The following is a 14,709-nucleotide window of genomic DNA, read 5'->3' on the forward strand; positions in this document are numbered from 1 at the left end:
TTTTACCTATATATTAGCAAACTTCAATGAGGTATACAGCAACATCCCAATAAAAAGAACAACAAAAAAATGTCCACGCAGGGCGGACATTTTGCTCGTTTTGTCTTTTCGTGGTGCCTGACACCAAATTACTTGCACTGACACCAATTTACTTTAAAAGTTAATAAATGCATCCTCGGCTTTTACGTTGTCTTTTATGACTTTTTTGTCTTTTAGCCATTGGGCTGTGGTTTTCCATGTTTCTGGGTCTTGGTAGCCGAATGGTTTTTCTTTTGCGTCCATTAGCGGGAGAAGGATTTCTAGGCTTTTTGTTTCGACATCCTTCTCAAGTGGTGATGTTTTATCTTCATGGTTCATTACAATCGAAAGACCATCTTCTGGATGTTCCTGAACGTATTTTTGGCCTTCCGTAATCGCAGCCATAAACTTTTTATACACTTCTGGTTTTTCTTTTAATCCCTTTTCGCTAGCGACCATAACTAATTCATAATAATCTGGAACCCCATAGTCCGCAGGATTTAATGCTCTCATCGGGTGACCTTCTTTTTCCAACAATAACTTCTCATGGTTAATATAGCCGCCGATTAAAGCATCAGTTTTTTTCGTTGCCATCGCAGGAATGAGATCCCAGCCCACATCGACCATTTTGATCTTTCCGGCGTCTCCTCCGTCAGCTTTCACCATCGATTGAACGATCGCTTCATCTAATGGTATCGATGGATAACCAATCGTTTTCCCAGCTAGATCTTTGGGTGATTTTATAGAACCAGCTGCAGGCACCATTAATTGATTTAATGGATGACGGACAATTGCTCCAATGGATTGAACAGGGATATCTTCACTGCGTGCCACAAGTACCTGTGGTTGATAGCTAAGTGCCATGTCAATTTGGTTGGCCGCAACTAGTTTAAGCGGATCATTGGTATCTGCTGGCATTTGGATATCAACATCTAAGCCTTGTTCTTTAAAATAGCCCTTTTCTTCAGCGACGAAAAGAAATGAGTGCACCGCATTTGGATACCAATCTAGCATTAAGCTAACTTTTTGTAGTTTATCGGTAGCCCCCGTGGTTTTATCTGATTCCTTTTCATTGCTTTTACCACAAGCACTTAAAAGTAGTAGTAATAAACTTACCATGATCAAAAAACTTTTCTTCATTTAGATTTCTTCCTCTCTAGTTGCGAATCTTATTTTTCAATAGCTGTTTTTCCAATAATCCAATCAATAAAAACAAGACAATCCCTAAAAGCGATAATAAAAATATTGCCGCAAACACGGAGTCTGCCTGTAAGTTACCAGACATTCGTCGACTGAAGTACCCTAAACCTTCACTTGCCCCCAGCCATTCACCAACCGTCGCTCCGACAACACAATAAACAACTGACAACTTCAATCCTGAAAAAATGGCTGGCAACGCCATTGGAACCTGGATTTTTTTAAAAATTGTCCAGCGATTGGCGCCCATCGTTAACAGTAATTCACGGTATTCACTTCCACCAGATTTCAACCCATCATAGGTACTTACGACGATGGGAAAGAAGGCGGTTAAAATGGTCACGGCAATTTTGCTCCAAATCGAATAGCCAAACCACATAATAAAAATCGGTGAAATTGCAATTAGCGGCACCGTTTGTGATATAACAAGAAATGGATATAGTACCTTTTCAATGGAACGAGAAAAGTGCATAGCAACTCCCAGCGATAATCCACCGATTACGGAGAGCACAAAACCGATCAGAACTTCCTTTACAGTAGCCGGCAAATGAACTTCAAATAAAAGCTGTCGGTTTTCTTGTAATGACCCCCAAATAGCCGAAGGAGCTGGCAAAATAAAGGAAGGAATCATGCCTTGCCTGACGACCCATTCCCATATGCTGAGAAGGAGGATCACCACGATCAAAAACAAACCGTACTGTTCCGTCCATTTTTTCAAACTAGCTTTCATTGTGAATCAGCCACTCCAGTTCTTTTCTCATCGTAATAAACTCTGATTGATAGATTAGCTGTGAACTTCTTGGTCTCGCCAGGTTGACCTTCATTTCTTTGATTCCGGTGTCTTGGAGCAAATAGATTCTATCGCTCAACAAAACTGCTTCTTCAAGATCATGGGTAATAAACAATACCGTCTTTTGTAATTCCCCCCACAGTCCTAATAACCAGCTATGCATGTTCCGTTTTGTCAGGGAATCGAGTGCGCCAAAGGGCTCATCCAATAATAAAAGATCCTTCCCTGTCATAAGGGTTCTTAAAAAGGCTACGCGCTGCTTCATTCCTCCCGAAAGTTCATTCGGATAAGCTTTTTCATATTCTGCCAAACCAAACCGCGATAACCACTCTCTTATTTCAGGAATTCTCGCTTGCTTTGGTTCCTTTGTCACTTCTAAAGGTAGTAACACGTTTTCTAAAACGGTTCTCCATGGTAAAAGCAGATCCTTTTGCGGCATGTAACCGATACTCCCTAATCTCTTTCCAGTCTTTTGACCATTGACCATAATATCTCCTTGATCAGGTTCAAGTAAACCAGAAATCAATTTAAAAAGAGTGCTCTTTCCAGATCCACTTGCGCCTATCACTGAGACAAACTCTCCAGGCTTAACGTCTAGTGAAATTTGATTGAAAATAGGATTGGAGTTTCCTTCACTTTGAAAAGAGTAGGATAGGTTTTTTATAGATAACATGGTTGAGTTAGACAGGCCACTCGCCTCCCTGATAGACCATATCCCAGAACATATATTCAAATTTTGATGTAGTCAGAAAGTGTTCTTCTAAGTTGGCTAATTCCCGCTCCGGTTTACCCTCTGTCAATCTATCTAACAAATCGATCAACCAAGTTGCTAATGAACCAAATTCATCAGAAGAGTACATTTTCACCCATTCTCCATAAAGATGATGGTCACTAGCATTTGGATAAGTATCTGCTAGCATCTTGCTAATCTCCCAGTAGCTCCACATACAAGGCAAGAGAGCAGCAATTAATTCCTCGAGCGAACCTGTTTGAGCGACATTTAGCATATACCGAGTATAAGCTAAGTTAACCGGGGTTGGTTTTGTTTCCTCCAGCTGTTGATGGGTAATTCCAAACCTCTCAGCATACTGTCGGTGCAGATCCATTTCCCCGTGCAATGTCTCATGCAAAAGCTTCGCAAAGGCGGCCATGGTTTCAATGTCTCTTGCCTTAACGGTCCCTAACGCAAACAGTTTAGAATAGTCAATTAAAAACACATAATCCTGTTTCATGTAGCGGATAAAGGATTCAACAGGCAGATCCCCTGTACCTATACCGACTACAAATGGATGATGATGGGTTTTCTGCCATACATCATTTACTGATTGATAAAGTCTTTCGGTGAGTTTCATTTCCATACTCTTCCTTCCTCGTGTTACACCATTCCGCAATAAATACTGCTAATACTTTTGTAAAATCTAATAATTGCCGAACTTCTACCTTTTCATTTACAGCATGGGCATCTTCCAATTTACCAGGACCAAAGATGGCCGTTGGAATACCAGCTCGCCCCAGCCAGCCTGCATCTGTAACGGTGGTTGACATACCCATGGTTGGCTTTTCCGTTAACAATTTTTCATAGGCGTCAGCTAAGACCTTCGTACCAGGATGATCCGATTCAATCTCCAAAGAAGGAAAAATTTCGCCACGGTCAACAATCATTGATTTTCCGCCCCAAACAAACTGTGGCGGATTCTCGCGAAGCCAGGGATCTGCCGCTGCAACTGCACCAATATGTTGTTCTATTTCTTTAATTACCTCTTCATAGTCTTCATTCGGGTAAAAATGAACCGTAACCCATAAAGCACAGCGATCAGCCACAAATGCCGCATGCCTGCCACCTTCAATAACGGCAGGATTAATCGTATTTGTGCCGGGAGGAAAGCCCTGATAACTTTTCGTAACGGCCCAGTGGCGTTCTAAGTCTTGTAGTCCCGAAATAATCTTCATCATTTTCTCGATCGCACTGGCCCCTTTAACACCGCCACCTGCATGAATCATCTTCCTCCGGATTCCATCATGATATGTTTCTTTGCTTTGAATGGTAATCCATCCAGTTATGACGCCGCCTTGTCCTTGAATATGTAAATCACTTGTATCAACCACTACTGCATAGTCAGCTGTATAACCCCTCTCAGTGCATGCCAGCGTCCCAGCCTCTCCAACTTCTTCACCGATAACAGATTGAAATTGGAGATCACCTTTGAGCGGGATACCCAGATCTTTTAAAAGTTTAATTGCGATTAGTGATGCTGCAATTCCACCTTTCATATCGGCCACACCACGTCCATATATGTAGGAATCTTTCCGATAGGCAGAAAACGGAGAATAATCCCAATCTGTATTATCCCCAACTTCCGCGACATCCACATGACCATTTACAATCAAACTATTATATTGATCAGAAGATTCTCCAGGTAAATGGCCAACCACATTCGGATCTCCGGGATAGACATCCCACTTATCTGTGGAAAATCCCATGTTTTCTAAATACCCTTTTATAAATCCCTGGACATCATTTGTATTCCGTGCAGGAGGACTAACGGTTGGAAACGCGATAAGGTTGGTCAACAATTCGATTAATTCCGCTTCTCTCGCTTCAACTTCTTGTGAGATTTTTTCAAGCAAATCCTCTTTCATTTGTTTACTCCCATGATTAGTTTCTGATAGTGGTATCATTTTCACTAACAATCAAAACTTTCTTTCTTAAAAATACGGTTAAAATAATAAATCCAATCAACGCTCCAGCAAACGAGCTAAATATAAATAATGGAATAAACCCAAATAATGTTGCCTTTTGACCGAGAAAAAGAGTTGCGAGTGGGTAAGAAAGCAGTGCCCCAATGATACCCGTTCCAATTACTTCACCGATAAAAGCAAGATAGATCTTTCTAGTCTTCCAAAATAATAGCGAGGCCAGTAAGGCTCCAACCATACTACCGGGAAAGGCAAAAATCGAACCAGTTCCCATCAGATTTCTTAGCAGGGAAACGCAAAAGGCCTGAGCTACAGCATAATAAGGGCCTAAAAGAACGGCTGATAAAACGTTCAAAAAGTGCTGAACCGGGAAGACCTTTGTAAATCCAATCGGTATATAGAACAGGTTGCTTGAAATGGTACCAATGGCTATCATCATCGCAGTTAACGTCAGTTTATGTGTTTTGTTCATTTGAATACCTCTCATGAATACCGACACTATTTCTTAACGCTCTGGCTGCTTCGATTGGTGATTCTGCATGGCTTATTGCCGTAATAACGGAAACCCCATTTGCCCCAGCCTCCACTACCGATTGAGCGTTTTCTACCGTGATCCCGCCAATCCCAACAATCGGAATATCAATGCCATCTTTTCGTAATTTTTCGATCAGTATTGTTCCCCGTGATGGCTTGGCATCCGCCTTTGTTTTTGTCGGAAAAACAGGGCCAATGCCAAAATAGTCAGCACCACCGCTTATTGCAATCATTGCTTCTTCCGTTGAATGGACGGAAACCCCAAGGATTCTCCTATCACCAATCTTCTCTCGAACTGTGTATACCGTTTCATCCTCTTGTCCGATATGTACACCGTCCGCATCAATTGCCACAGCCAACTCGATATCGTCATTAACAATGAAAGGGATATGATGTGCTCTGCAAATGGCTTGAAGTTCTTTCGCGAGTGCATATTTGTCAGCTCCAGTTAATGCGCCGTCACCCTTTTCTCGATATTGAAAAAGTGTAATCCCACCGGCAATTGCCTCTTTTAATACTTCGGCTGGATCCTTTAAACAGTTGGTACTGCCCATGATAAAATAAACACTTAAAGCCGCTTGTAGGTTTTTCATAATTCAGCCAGCTCCTTAGCGCTTTTCCTTTTTCGATATGCCCAATGGTTAGTTGGACCATGTCCTTGCCCGATCTCCAAATGGTTCTCAATTGCCGCCTGAATAAAATCCTTTGCTATACATACTGCTTCATAAAGAGTTTCCCCTTTTGCAAGTTCAGCAGTAATTACTGCTGAAAAAGTACAACCTGTTCCATGTGTGTTCTTTGTCTGAATTCTCTTGCTGGTAAAGTAGTAATATTCCTTTCCATCAAATAATAAATCAGTGGATTCAGACTCATTTTCATCATGGCCACCCTTAATCACGACATTTTTTACGCCTAACGCATGTAGTCTTTTAGCAGACTCCAGTTTATCTTCCACCGTCATAATCGACATGCCCGTTAGTACTTCCGCTTCTGGAATATTCGGGGTGATTACCGTTGCTATCGGCAATAAGTATTTTTTCATGGCAGAAATGGCTTCCATTTGCAACAAGGAAGCGCCACCTTTAGCAATCATGACTGGATCGACAACAATATTTTGCCATTGATAATTCCTGAGCTGTGCAGCGACGGCCTCGATGATTTCAGCATTAAAAAGCATTCCTGTTTTCACCGCATCCGCACCGATATCCTCGCCGATCGCTTCGATCTGTTTTACGACTGCCTCAGCTGTCATTGGATAGACAGCATGGACTCCTAAAGTATTTTGTGCCGTTACTGCAGTTAATGCCGACATCCCGAAAACATCTAATTCCTGAAATGTCTTTAAATCCGCTTGAATTCCTGCTCCACCGCCGCTATCAGAACCAGCGATTGTTAATGCTTTTTTCATTCAAATTACCTCCAGTTATCGATTAAACTTTTTAAAAGAAGCATGTGAAATGATATCATCGGTAGCAACTAAAGCTAATTGGTTTAAAAATTCGATTTGGAAACTTCCAGGTCCCATTTCAACTGTTTTTGCCGCTGCCTTCTCTGCTGCGATTCCATAATACGTTAAAGCAGCCACTGAAGCTTGAAGCAGGTCCTTCTCCACTCCTGCAAACGCTCCAATCACAGAGGTTAATAAACAGCCAGTGCCTGTCACCTTCGTTAAAATTGGATGTCCATTTGACACGACATAGGTTGTTTTCCCATCCGAAACGACATCCTCTTTTCCAGTGATGACGACAAGACCATTCAATTTTTGTGCTGAAGTAATAGCTAGTTCAATGATATTTCCTTTTGCATCCCCAGCATCGACGCCCTTAATTTCCCACTTTTCACCAACCACATTGGCAATTTCGGCTGCGTTTCCTCTAATCACAGAGACATTTACCTCGTTCATAATTCTTTGCGCGGTTTCGGTTCGATAGCGGGTAGCCCCTGCACCAACCGGGTCAAATATGACGGGAACACCGGATTCATTGGCCGCTTTTCCGGCAATAATCATCGAATCTACTGTCTGTGGGTTTAATGTTCCAATGTTCAATACTAATGAACTTGCAATCTTGGCCATATCTGCTACTTCCTCGGCTGCATATGCCATGACCGGTGAGGCACCAAGGGCAAGAAGCCCATTTGCCGTAAAATTCGTAACGACCACATTGGTAATATTATGTACCAGTGGGTTAACCTTTCTAACTTCTTCCAACGTTTCATACAAACTATTTTTTTCCATCTCAATTTCCCCGTTTCTTTTTTTAAAATAAAAAAACCAGATCCAATAATGGACCTGGTTAGTTAGTCAAAGAAATAATTAACATTCACTTGGCTACTTTCCTACGCTGGTATTACCCAGATCAGGTCCGAAGGGTTGAAAATTTCTCCATTTTCTCTCAGCCTGTTTACAGGGCACCCCTAGTAGATCTAATACTTTATTTAACTAACTACATAATATTCCTATGGCACTAGAATGTAAAGGAAAAAATATCAGTTAACATAACATTATTATTGTTTGCTTTTATAAGGGAAAGTAACAATAAATGTTGTCCCTTTATCTTTTTGGGAAAGAATTTCTATCTGTCCATTTAATTTTTCCAAGCTTCGCTGCACTAATGATAAACCGATTCCGCGGTTTTCACCCTTGGTAGAATATCCTTTGATAAATAATCGATTTCTTACATCCTCATCGATTCCTTTACCTGTATCATGAACCTCTAAGGCAAGGACATCATCGTAATAGTCAAACCTTAAGGTAACTTTTTTATTTGGACGGTCCGCAACAGCATCTAGTGCATTATCGATTAAATTCCCTAGGATCGTAACCACTTCATGCGTTATTTCCTGCTGTTGTGGTTCAGGTAGACTTCCTTCCCCATCAATGATTAATTCACAGCCATTTTCCCTAGCAAAGCTAAGTTTTCCTACAATAAAACCTGCTAAAACAGGATCTTTAAAACGACTAATAACAAATTCTACCTCAGTTTGTTGGTGATCGACAATTTTGGTAATGTATGACGAGACCATTTGATAGTCTTTTATATGAATTAAACCTGATATTACATGCAGTTTATTCATGAATTCATGTGATTGGGTTCTCAGTGCTTCCGCGTATAGCTTTACACCAGTTAATTGTTCAGCTAATTGCTTGATTTCGGTTTTTTCTCGGAAGGTAGCAATCGCACCGACAATCTTTCCTTTGACAACAACCGGAACCCGATTGGTTAAAATGGTAATATGATTGATTTCTTGTTCTTGGTCTAATTGAGATTCCCCTGTTTCTAGAACGGAAGATAGCATTGAATTTGGCATGTAGTCATCCACTTTTCTTCCTAAAAAGGACCCATGAATGCCAGCCTTTTGAAGAAGTCGGATCCCCTCATTATTTACGAGAGTGGTAAACGCATCCTGGTCAACTGCCAAAATTCCTTCCTTGGTGGATTGAAGCATCGCACTACGTTCCTCAAGCAATTTTGCCATCTCACTCGGCTCAAGTCCAAAAAGAATCGCTTTGATTTTTCTTGCTAGAAAAAGGGCTCCTAGAATCCCAACTAGAATTCCGACTCCTACACCGATCAAAATAATTTTCCTACTTTGTTCGATCGCCTGATTAACTTTTTCTAAAGAAATCCCAACCGCTACTGCTCCTATTTGTTTATTTTCTTGATCATACACTGGAACAAACGAGCGTAAAGACAATCCCAATGTCCCTTTGGCAATGGAAATATGCTCTTTCCCTTTTAAAACAGGTCCTTCATCTCCACCGACAAAATGCAGACCTAATAGGTTGCGGTTAGGATGTGATTTTCTTGTTCCATACATGTCCATTACGACGATAAATTCAACATGCGTTGATTGTTTAATATCATTCGCAAATGTTTGGATATCCTTCTCTGCTGTTTTATTTTTAAGCCCATTCATGACAATCGGAGAGCTTGCAACAATCCTCGCAATATCTGTTGCTTTCTCGGCTTGGTTTTTCTCTGTTTCCTGTGAAATTCTGTTGGTGATTAAAATCTCGGTTACTAACAATGCCATCACGACCACGATACAAACCAGCAGGGTTATCGTCGATTGTAAACGAAGTTTTGGTTTGGACAACCCTATTTTCCACCCCAACATGATTCCCCCTTTCTTACAGGCAATCTTTTCAAGGTATTTGCGTTAAACACCGTAACGGTTGATAGGTCTACCGACGCCCCCGTAATGGATATGAATCTTGACTTTTCCTTCTTTTTCTAAGTAATCAAGGTATCTTCGAGCCGTTACCCGAGCCATTCCTATGCTTTCCGCCACTTCTTCCGCAGAAACAGGTTCTTTTTCCTGCGAAATAAAATGGGTAATTTTTATTAACGTATTCATATTTAATCCCTTGGGTAAACTCTCTCTTTCGCTTTCTTCTTTGCTATCAATAAATAAAATTTGATCGAGCTCCTCCTGTAAAAGAGCTTTCTTTTCTCCTAATTTCACTCGATAGTTTTTATAATTATCAAGTGACTTTTTAATTCGATCAAAGGTAAACGGTTTTATGATGTAATCAACAGCCCCTTGTTGTCTTACACGGTGGATGGTTTCGATATCGCTCGCAGCTGTAATCGCTATCACATCCACTGAATAGGCCTCTGAACGAAGTTCGCTGAGCATTTCCAATCCACCCATATAAGGCATATAAATATCGATAATCGCCAGATCCGGACAGAGTTCTTTCATTAATCTTAACCCTTCCATCCCATTGGAGGCGATTCCGATAATCGAAAACCCTTCAATCCTATCAATGAATTGGCGGTGTACCTCTCGAACCATCGGATCATCTTCAATCAATAGTACTTTTAACGGAAACATCCCCCTGCTCCCCCTTACATTAAATGAAACTATATTTCCCTTTATATTATTATCATGGCCTATTTTATTAAAATAGTAAATTCATAGATAGCATTTTTTGTTCGATTAATATGAGAGTTATTTAAGGTATTTTCTATAACAAAAGGAACAATAAGACCAATATGACCAAAACCTTACTATTATCTGAATTTTCATTTATTATGTGCTTGGGTGGGTTTGAAAGCGGTAACAGTTTTATAAAACAAAGGGGTGTATGAGAAAATGAAAATTAATTTCAAAAATTTGACCGTCCAAGTATTATTGGGGATCGTACTTGGGATTGTCATCGGATTTCTTTTTCCGAAATTCGGTACAGAATTAAAGGTTTTGGCGGATATCTTTATCAAGTTAATTAAAATGGTCATTGCTCCAATTGTATTTTTTACAATAGTCATTGGTATCGGTAACATGGGGGATTTGAAGAAGGTTGGGCGTATCGGCGGGAAAGCGCTCCTGTATTTTGAAATTGTAACGACGTTTGCTTTAGCGATTGGTTTACTCCTAGTTAATATCATTAAGCCAGGATCTGGGTTTAATACAGATTCCGTAAAAGGCGGTGATATTTCACAATTTACCACGCAGGCTAAAGAAACAAGCCATGGATTTATCGAATTTATTTTAGGAATTATTCCTGATAATTTTGTCGGGGCAATGGCGAAGGGCGAGCTGCTTCCAATTTTATTCTTTGCTGTCCTGTTTGGAATTGCACTTGCTTCCTTGGGGCAAAAAGGAAAACCAGTTGTTGCCTTGTTTGAGCAATTTACGGAGATATTCTTTAAGATTGTTAATATCGTAATGAAATTTTCACCAATTGCAGCATCTGGTGCAATGGCCTATACGATTGGTAATTTTGGTCTAGGTTCTTTAGTATCGCTTGGGAAATTGATGGGAAGCGTTTATGCAACGATGTTTCTTTTCATCGTCTTTGTCCTAGGTTCGATCGCGAAACTTTATGGATTTAATATTTTTAAATTTATCGCTTATATTAAAGAAGAAATTCTCTTGGTGCTAGGTACTTCATCCTCTGAATCCGCTTTACCAAGAATGATGGAAAGACTTGAAAAATACGGCTGTTCCAAATCAGTAGTTGGTCTTGTCGTTCCAACCGGGTATTCCTTTAACTTAGATGGTACTGCTATTTATCTTTCAATGGCCGCGCTCTTTATTGCTCAGGCTTACAATGTCGATATTACGATTTGGCATCAAATCACTTTATTAGGTATTCTTATGTTGACATCTAAAGGTGCTGCCGGTGTAACGGGTTCTGGTTTTATTACACTAGCTGCTACTCTATCTGCTTTCCCGGTAATACCAGTTGAAGGGATTGCCTTGTTACTAGGTGTCGATCGTTTTATGTCTGAAGCACGTGCAATTACGAACTTAATCGGAAATGGTGTAGCAACTGTGGTTGTTTCCAAGATGGAAAACGAATTCCACCCTACCGCTGAAATTCAAAGTACCAAAACAGATAAATCAATTAGTGCATAAAAAATTACAGAAAAATGGCTTGGGGGATTTTACTCCAAGCCATTTTTGTACTGCATTGACAGCTGCACCTTAACTTTTTGCTATTTCTATAAGTTCCTTTAATTCATTTGTAAATCCTTTCACTGCTCGATTATCAACCACAGTAACAGGAACCCCTAGAAAGCCGTATTTCTCCACTTCCTCCTGATATTCAGGGTTTGCCAACACGTCCCTGGATTCAAAAGCAATTCCTTCCTCATTAAGAACTTTTTTGACCATCGTACATTCAATACAGTCTTTTGTTGTATAAACGATTACTTGTTTATTCATTGTTTATTTTCCCCTTTTACATATTTTCAGAATTAAGTTTAGTGAAAAAGATATGCTTAGACTCCAATGTAACCCTTACTGGTATTTGGTTAACTGAAATACAGATAATTTCATTGGGCGACTCCAAACTTCTACTTATAAAGTTAAGTATATCCCAAAAGGATAAATTTTTCATATGACTCGTTTCCATTTAAATAAATTAATTCCATTCTGTTGGGAAATAGACGGGGTATATCCAATGAAAAAAGTATCGATAATTGTCTAATCGTGCGCTTTCCCGAGGAATAATTAAGATTTATTTCCCCAAAATTATTGCCCAGACTACATCATTTTTCCTAGAATAAACAAACCTTGCAGACAGGTCTTAAGACACAGTCTACAAGGTTGATGTTTTCATTTTATGAGCAAACAATTACGGTATGTCACCACACTGTCCATCTGAGACGGACAAAACACTAATAGTGTCTTTTCTTGGTACCTGACACCACAAAGTGACACCACATTACTTTTGACCACTATCTCAGCATTACCCCAGTGAGGAAGGTTAGAAATACGTGTGTTCCAAGTTTGACGGTGGGTTGAGCGGAAGTATCTTTTTGTGGGTCAAGGCAGACGATGTCCATGGCTTTTACTTTGGGATGCTTGGCTGCCGCTAGTACCCCTTCCAGCAGTTCTGCTGTTGTCATGCCCCCAGGCGTTGAGGCCGGTACCCCTGGAGCATAGGCAATATCAAGAACATCCATATCGACTGTTAAATAAATAGTATCCACCTTCGCAGCGAGCGCTTCTAAACAAGCAACAACCGTTTCTTCAATCCCCTTTTTTCGAGATTCACGAAGCGTGAAATAGTTGACGCCTTTTTCATCAGCATAGTTCTTCAAATCTTTTGTATTAAAAAATCCATGCAGGCCGATATTGTACATATTACTACCCTCAACTACTCCGCTCTCAATTAAGTTCCGCATTGGAGTCCCATTGGACGGGCCATTATCGGTCATATCCCTTAAATCAAAATGGGTATCAAACTGCAGGATGCCAATTTTTTCATCAGGCCTCACTTGATGCAGACCTTTGACCATCATCGCTGTTATCGAATGGTCACCGCCAATGGCACACACCTTTGAGGCATCAAAATGTTTATGAAGGGCAGCAGATGCTTCGATGATATTGTCATGACACCGCTGGATATTCGTGACATGCATCGGCACATCACCAACATCCACAGCTGTCATTTCCGACAAATCAATATCCTCATCAAGGTTATAAGTAGTAAAACTCCGCCACGAGCGCCGGAATGCCTCAGGAAATTCCGAGGCACCTGAAGCACTAATTGATGAGCGAGACAGCGGAACACCGACGATAACAAAGTCGGCGTCCTTGCTTTTTTCAGGATCCGAGGCAGCTGTCAGAGGTTGGATCCACTCGTGAACCTTCGCAACCTCAGCCCCTTCATCAGGTCTCACCCATGTGAAACTCGGTGGATTCAGTTTAGGATAGAGAAAGCGCTTCAACTAACTGACCTCCCCTGACAACCACCTGACCATTTTTCACAACGGTATCCGTATGATTCACTCCATAAGAGTATTGCAGTTTCATATAATTCCCGACGTTAAAAATCGTGACATCTGCTTTTTTGTCGACCTCTAAACTGCCAATTTCTTTGCCTCGATTTATGGCATGTGCAGCATTAATTGTCGTGGCAGTAATTACTTCTGCAGGTGTCATCCCCATTTTTAAACAGCCTAGATTCATAATGAATGGCAGTGAAACAGTTGGTGATGAGCCGGGATTACAATCTGTCGACAGTGCCACCGGTACACCCAAATCTACCATTTTACGGCCATTTGCAGACTCTGCCATTAAAAAGTAAGCTGTTCCTGGAAGCAACACGCCAACTACACCTTTTTCAGCCATTGCTTTCATACCTTTTTCCGAAGCCTTTAATAAGTGATCCGCCGAAATTGCCCCAACCTCTGCCGCTAATTCTGCCCCTTCATAAGGCTCAATTTCATCCGCATGGATCTTCGGAATCAAGCCATATCGCAGGCCTGCTTCAAGAATTTGCTTCGATTGCTCTGGAGTAAAAACACCATGTTCACAAAAAACATCATTAAATTCTGCCAGTCCGAGCTCTGCCACCTTTGGAATCATTTCGTCAATCAGCAAGCTTACAAACTTATCAGGATTTTGTTTGTACTCTTTCGGTACAGCGTGGGCTCCCATGAATGTTGATACAACATCAATCACATGCTTGTCATTAAGCTGTTGGGCCACTTCCAGCTGCTTTAGTTCCGTTTCCCATTCCATCCCGTAGCCACTTTTCGCTTCAACCGTTGTGACACCGTGGCGCAGGAATTGATTCAAGCGCTCATAGCTTTCTTGAAATAGCTCTTCATGTGTTGCAGACTGCGTCCGTCTAGTCGTCGCATAGATTCCACCGCCGCTGTTCATGATTTCCATATAAGTAGCACCTTGTAAGCGCATATTGAACTCATTTTCTCTGCTGCCAGCAAACACAAGATGTGTGTGCGGGTCAACTAGCCCTGGAGTTACCAGCTTTCCAGTTGCATCCACTATCTCCGCTTCACCCAATCGCTCCGCGTATTTTTCTACCAGCTCTTCGTCTGTTCCGACAGCTTTGATCACTCCCTCTTCCAACCAAACACTGCCATTCTCAATAATGCCAAGCTCAGACATCGCGCCCTTTACAAGAGGAGCATCGGAACTCCCTTGTAAAGTCACAAGTTGAGAGGCATTTCTAATAAAAATTGGTGTACTCATTAATCTACCATCCTCTC

General features: G+C 41.0%; 15 protein-coding genes and 1 riboswitch. Of the genes, 1 reads left to right on the forward strand and 14 read right to left on the reverse strand.

The window, feature by feature from the left end; translation table 11 throughout:
• Positions 1-153 precede the first annotated feature (153 nt).
• From AB7942_RS17310 to AB7942_RS17360, 11 genes are all read right to left on the reverse strand, one after another.
• Positions 154-1,158 carry an ABC transporter substrate-binding protein gene (locus AB7942_RS17310; RefSeq protein WP_369447835.1) on the reverse strand — a complete coding sequence of 335 codons (1,005 nt, stop codon included), beginning with the start codon at positions 1,156-1,158 and terminating at the stop codon, positions 154-156.
• 16 nt (positions 1,159-1,174) lie between these two features.
• Positions 1,175-1,945, reverse strand: a complete 771-nt coding sequence (locus tag AB7942_RS17315; protein ID WP_088087007.1) for an ABC transporter permease — start codon at positions 1,943-1,945, stop codon at positions 1,175-1,177.
• Positions 1,935-2,678, reverse strand: a complete 744-nt coding sequence (locus AB7942_RS17320; protein WP_168243319.1) for an ABC transporter ATP-binding protein — start codon at positions 2,676-2,678, stop codon at positions 1,935-1,937. Before AB7942_RS17320 ends, AB7942_RS17315 begins: the two co-directional genes overlap by 11 nt.
• 7 nt (positions 2,679-2,685) lie before the next feature.
• Positions 2,686-3,357: a thiaminase II gene (gene tenA / locus AB7942_RS17325; protein ID WP_335440327.1), complete on the reverse strand. Its 672-nt coding sequence runs from the start codon at positions 3,355-3,357 to the stop codon at positions 2,686-2,688.
• A complete protein-coding gene (locus tag AB7942_RS17330; RefSeq protein ID WP_369447836.1) occupies positions 3,320-4,645 on the reverse strand; it encodes an acetylornithine deacetylase in 1,326 nt (441 codons plus the stop codon). The genes tenA and AB7942_RS17330 overlap by 38 nt, the downstream gene beginning before the upstream one ends.
• Before the next feature lie 16 nt (positions 4,646-4,661).
• Entirely contained in the window at positions 4,662-5,174 is a 513-nt protein-coding gene (gene thiW / locus AB7942_RS17335; protein ID WP_335440312.1) for an energy coupling factor transporter S component ThiW, read from the reverse strand.
• Positions 5,158-5,829: a thiamine phosphate synthase gene (gene thiE / locus AB7942_RS17340; protein WP_369447837.1), complete on the reverse strand. Its 672-nt coding sequence runs from the start codon at positions 5,827-5,829 to the stop codon at positions 5,158-5,160. The genes thiW and thiE overlap by 17 nt, the downstream gene beginning before the upstream one ends.
• Entirely contained in the window at positions 5,826-6,644 is an 819-nt protein-coding gene (gene thiD / locus AB7942_RS17345; RefSeq protein ID WP_369447838.1) for a bifunctional hydroxymethylpyrimidine kinase/phosphomethylpyrimidine kinase, read from the reverse strand. The genes thiE and thiD overlap by 4 nt, the downstream gene beginning before the upstream one ends.
• Before the next feature lie 15 nt (positions 6,645-6,659).
• The gene (thiM, locus tag AB7942_RS17350; RefSeq protein ID WP_369447839.1) at positions 6,660-7,472 is read right to left on the reverse strand and encodes a hydroxyethylthiazole kinase; all 813 of its coding nucleotides are present in this window, start codon (positions 7,470-7,472) and stop codon (positions 6,660-6,662) included.
• Between the two features lie 81 nt (positions 7,473-7,553).
• Positions 7,554-7,663, reverse strand: a riboswitch (TPP riboswitch).
• 78 nt (positions 7,664-7,741) lie between these two features.
• On the reverse strand, positions 7,742-9,334 hold the full coding sequence (dcuS, locus tag AB7942_RS17355) for a DcuS/MalK family sensor histidine kinase (RefSeq protein ID WP_369447840.1): 1,593 nt from the start codon (positions 9,332-9,334) through the stop codon (positions 7,742-7,744).
• A 63-nt stretch (positions 9,335-9,397) separates the two neighbouring features.
• Complete coding sequence (locus AB7942_RS17360) at positions 9,398-10,075, reverse strand: response regulator (RefSeq protein ID WP_369447841.1); 678 nt, start codon at positions 10,073-10,075, stop codon at positions 9,398-9,400.
• A 261-nt stretch (positions 10,076-10,336) separates the two neighbouring features.
• Here AB7942_RS17360 and AB7942_RS17365 point away from each other — a divergent pair, with 261 nt between their 5' ends.
• A complete protein-coding gene (locus AB7942_RS17365) occupies positions 10,337-11,602 on the forward strand; it encodes a dicarboxylate/amino acid:cation symporter (RefSeq protein ID WP_369447842.1) in 1,266 nt (421 codons plus the stop codon).
• A gap of 69 nt (positions 11,603-11,671) precedes the next feature.
• On the opposite strand, the gene AB7942_RS17370 is transcribed toward AB7942_RS17365, so the two are convergent.
• From AB7942_RS17370 to hutI, 3 genes are all read right to left on the reverse strand, one after another.
• Positions 11,672-11,911, reverse strand: a complete 240-nt coding sequence (locus tag AB7942_RS17370) for a glutaredoxin family protein (RefSeq protein WP_088086999.1) — start codon at positions 11,909-11,911, stop codon at positions 11,672-11,674.
• Between the two features lie 515 nt (positions 11,912-12,426).
• Positions 12,427-13,422 (reverse strand): agmatinase family protein, encoded by a 996-nt coding sequence (locus tag AB7942_RS17375; RefSeq protein WP_369447843.1) that lies wholly within the window; start codon positions 13,420-13,422, stop codon positions 12,427-12,429.
• The gene (hutI, locus tag AB7942_RS17380) at positions 13,400-14,692 is read right to left on the reverse strand and encodes an imidazolonepropionase (RefSeq protein ID WP_369447844.1); all 1,293 of its coding nucleotides are present in this window, start codon (positions 14,690-14,692) and stop codon (positions 13,400-13,402) included. The genes AB7942_RS17375 and hutI overlap by 23 nt, the downstream gene beginning before the upstream one ends.
• Between the last annotated feature and the right edge of the window lie 17 nt (positions 14,693-14,709).

The organism is Neobacillus sp. BF23-41 (genome assembly GCF_041106275.1).

Coding starts and splice junctions, on each gene's coding strand:
- AB7942_RS17310 (WP_369447835.1), bottom strand. CDS start 1,158: ATGAAGAAAAGTTTTTTGATCATGGTAAGTTTATTACTACTACTTTTA.
- AB7942_RS17315 (WP_088087007.1), bottom strand. CDS start 1,945: ATGAAAGCTAGTTTGAAAAAATGGACGGAACAGTACGGTTTGTTTTTG.
- AB7942_RS17320 (WP_168243319.1), bottom strand. CDS start 2,678: ATGTTATCTATAAAAAACCTATCCTACTCTTTTCAAAGTGAAGGAAAC.
- tenA (WP_335440327.1), bottom strand. CDS start 3,357: ATGAAACTCACCGAAAGACTTTATCAATCAGTAAATGATGTATGGCAG.
- AB7942_RS17330 (WP_369447836.1), bottom strand. CDS start 4,645: ATGAAAGAGGATTTGCTTGAAAAAATCTCACAAGAAGTTGAAGCGAGA.
- thiW (WP_335440312.1), bottom strand. CDS start 5,174: ATGAACAAAACACATAAACTGACGTTAACTGCGATGATGATAGCCATT.
- thiE (WP_369447837.1), bottom strand. CDS start 5,829: ATGAAAAACCTACAAGCGGCTTTAAGTGTTTATTTTATCATGGGCAGT.
- thiD (WP_369447838.1), bottom strand. CDS start 6,644: ATGAAAAAAGCATTAACAATCGCTGGTTCTGATAGCGGCGGTGGAGCA.
- thiM (WP_369447839.1), bottom strand. CDS start 7,472: ATGGAAAAAAATAGTTTGTATGAAACGTTGGAAGAAGTTAGAAAGGTT.
- AB7942_RS17360 (WP_369447841.1), bottom strand. CDS start 10,075: ATGTTTCCGTTAAAAGTACTATTGATTGAAGATGATCCGATGGTTCGA.
- AB7942_RS17365 (WP_369447842.1), top strand. CDS start 10,337: ATGAAAATTAATTTCAAAAATTTGACCGTCCAAGTATTATTGGGGATC.
- AB7942_RS17370 (WP_088086999.1), bottom strand. CDS start 11,911: ATGAATAAACAAGTAATCGTTTATACAACAAAAGACTGTATTGAATGT.
- hutI (WP_369447844.1), bottom strand. CDS start 14,692: ATGAGTACACCAATTTTTATTAGAAATGCCTCTCAACTTGTGACTTTA.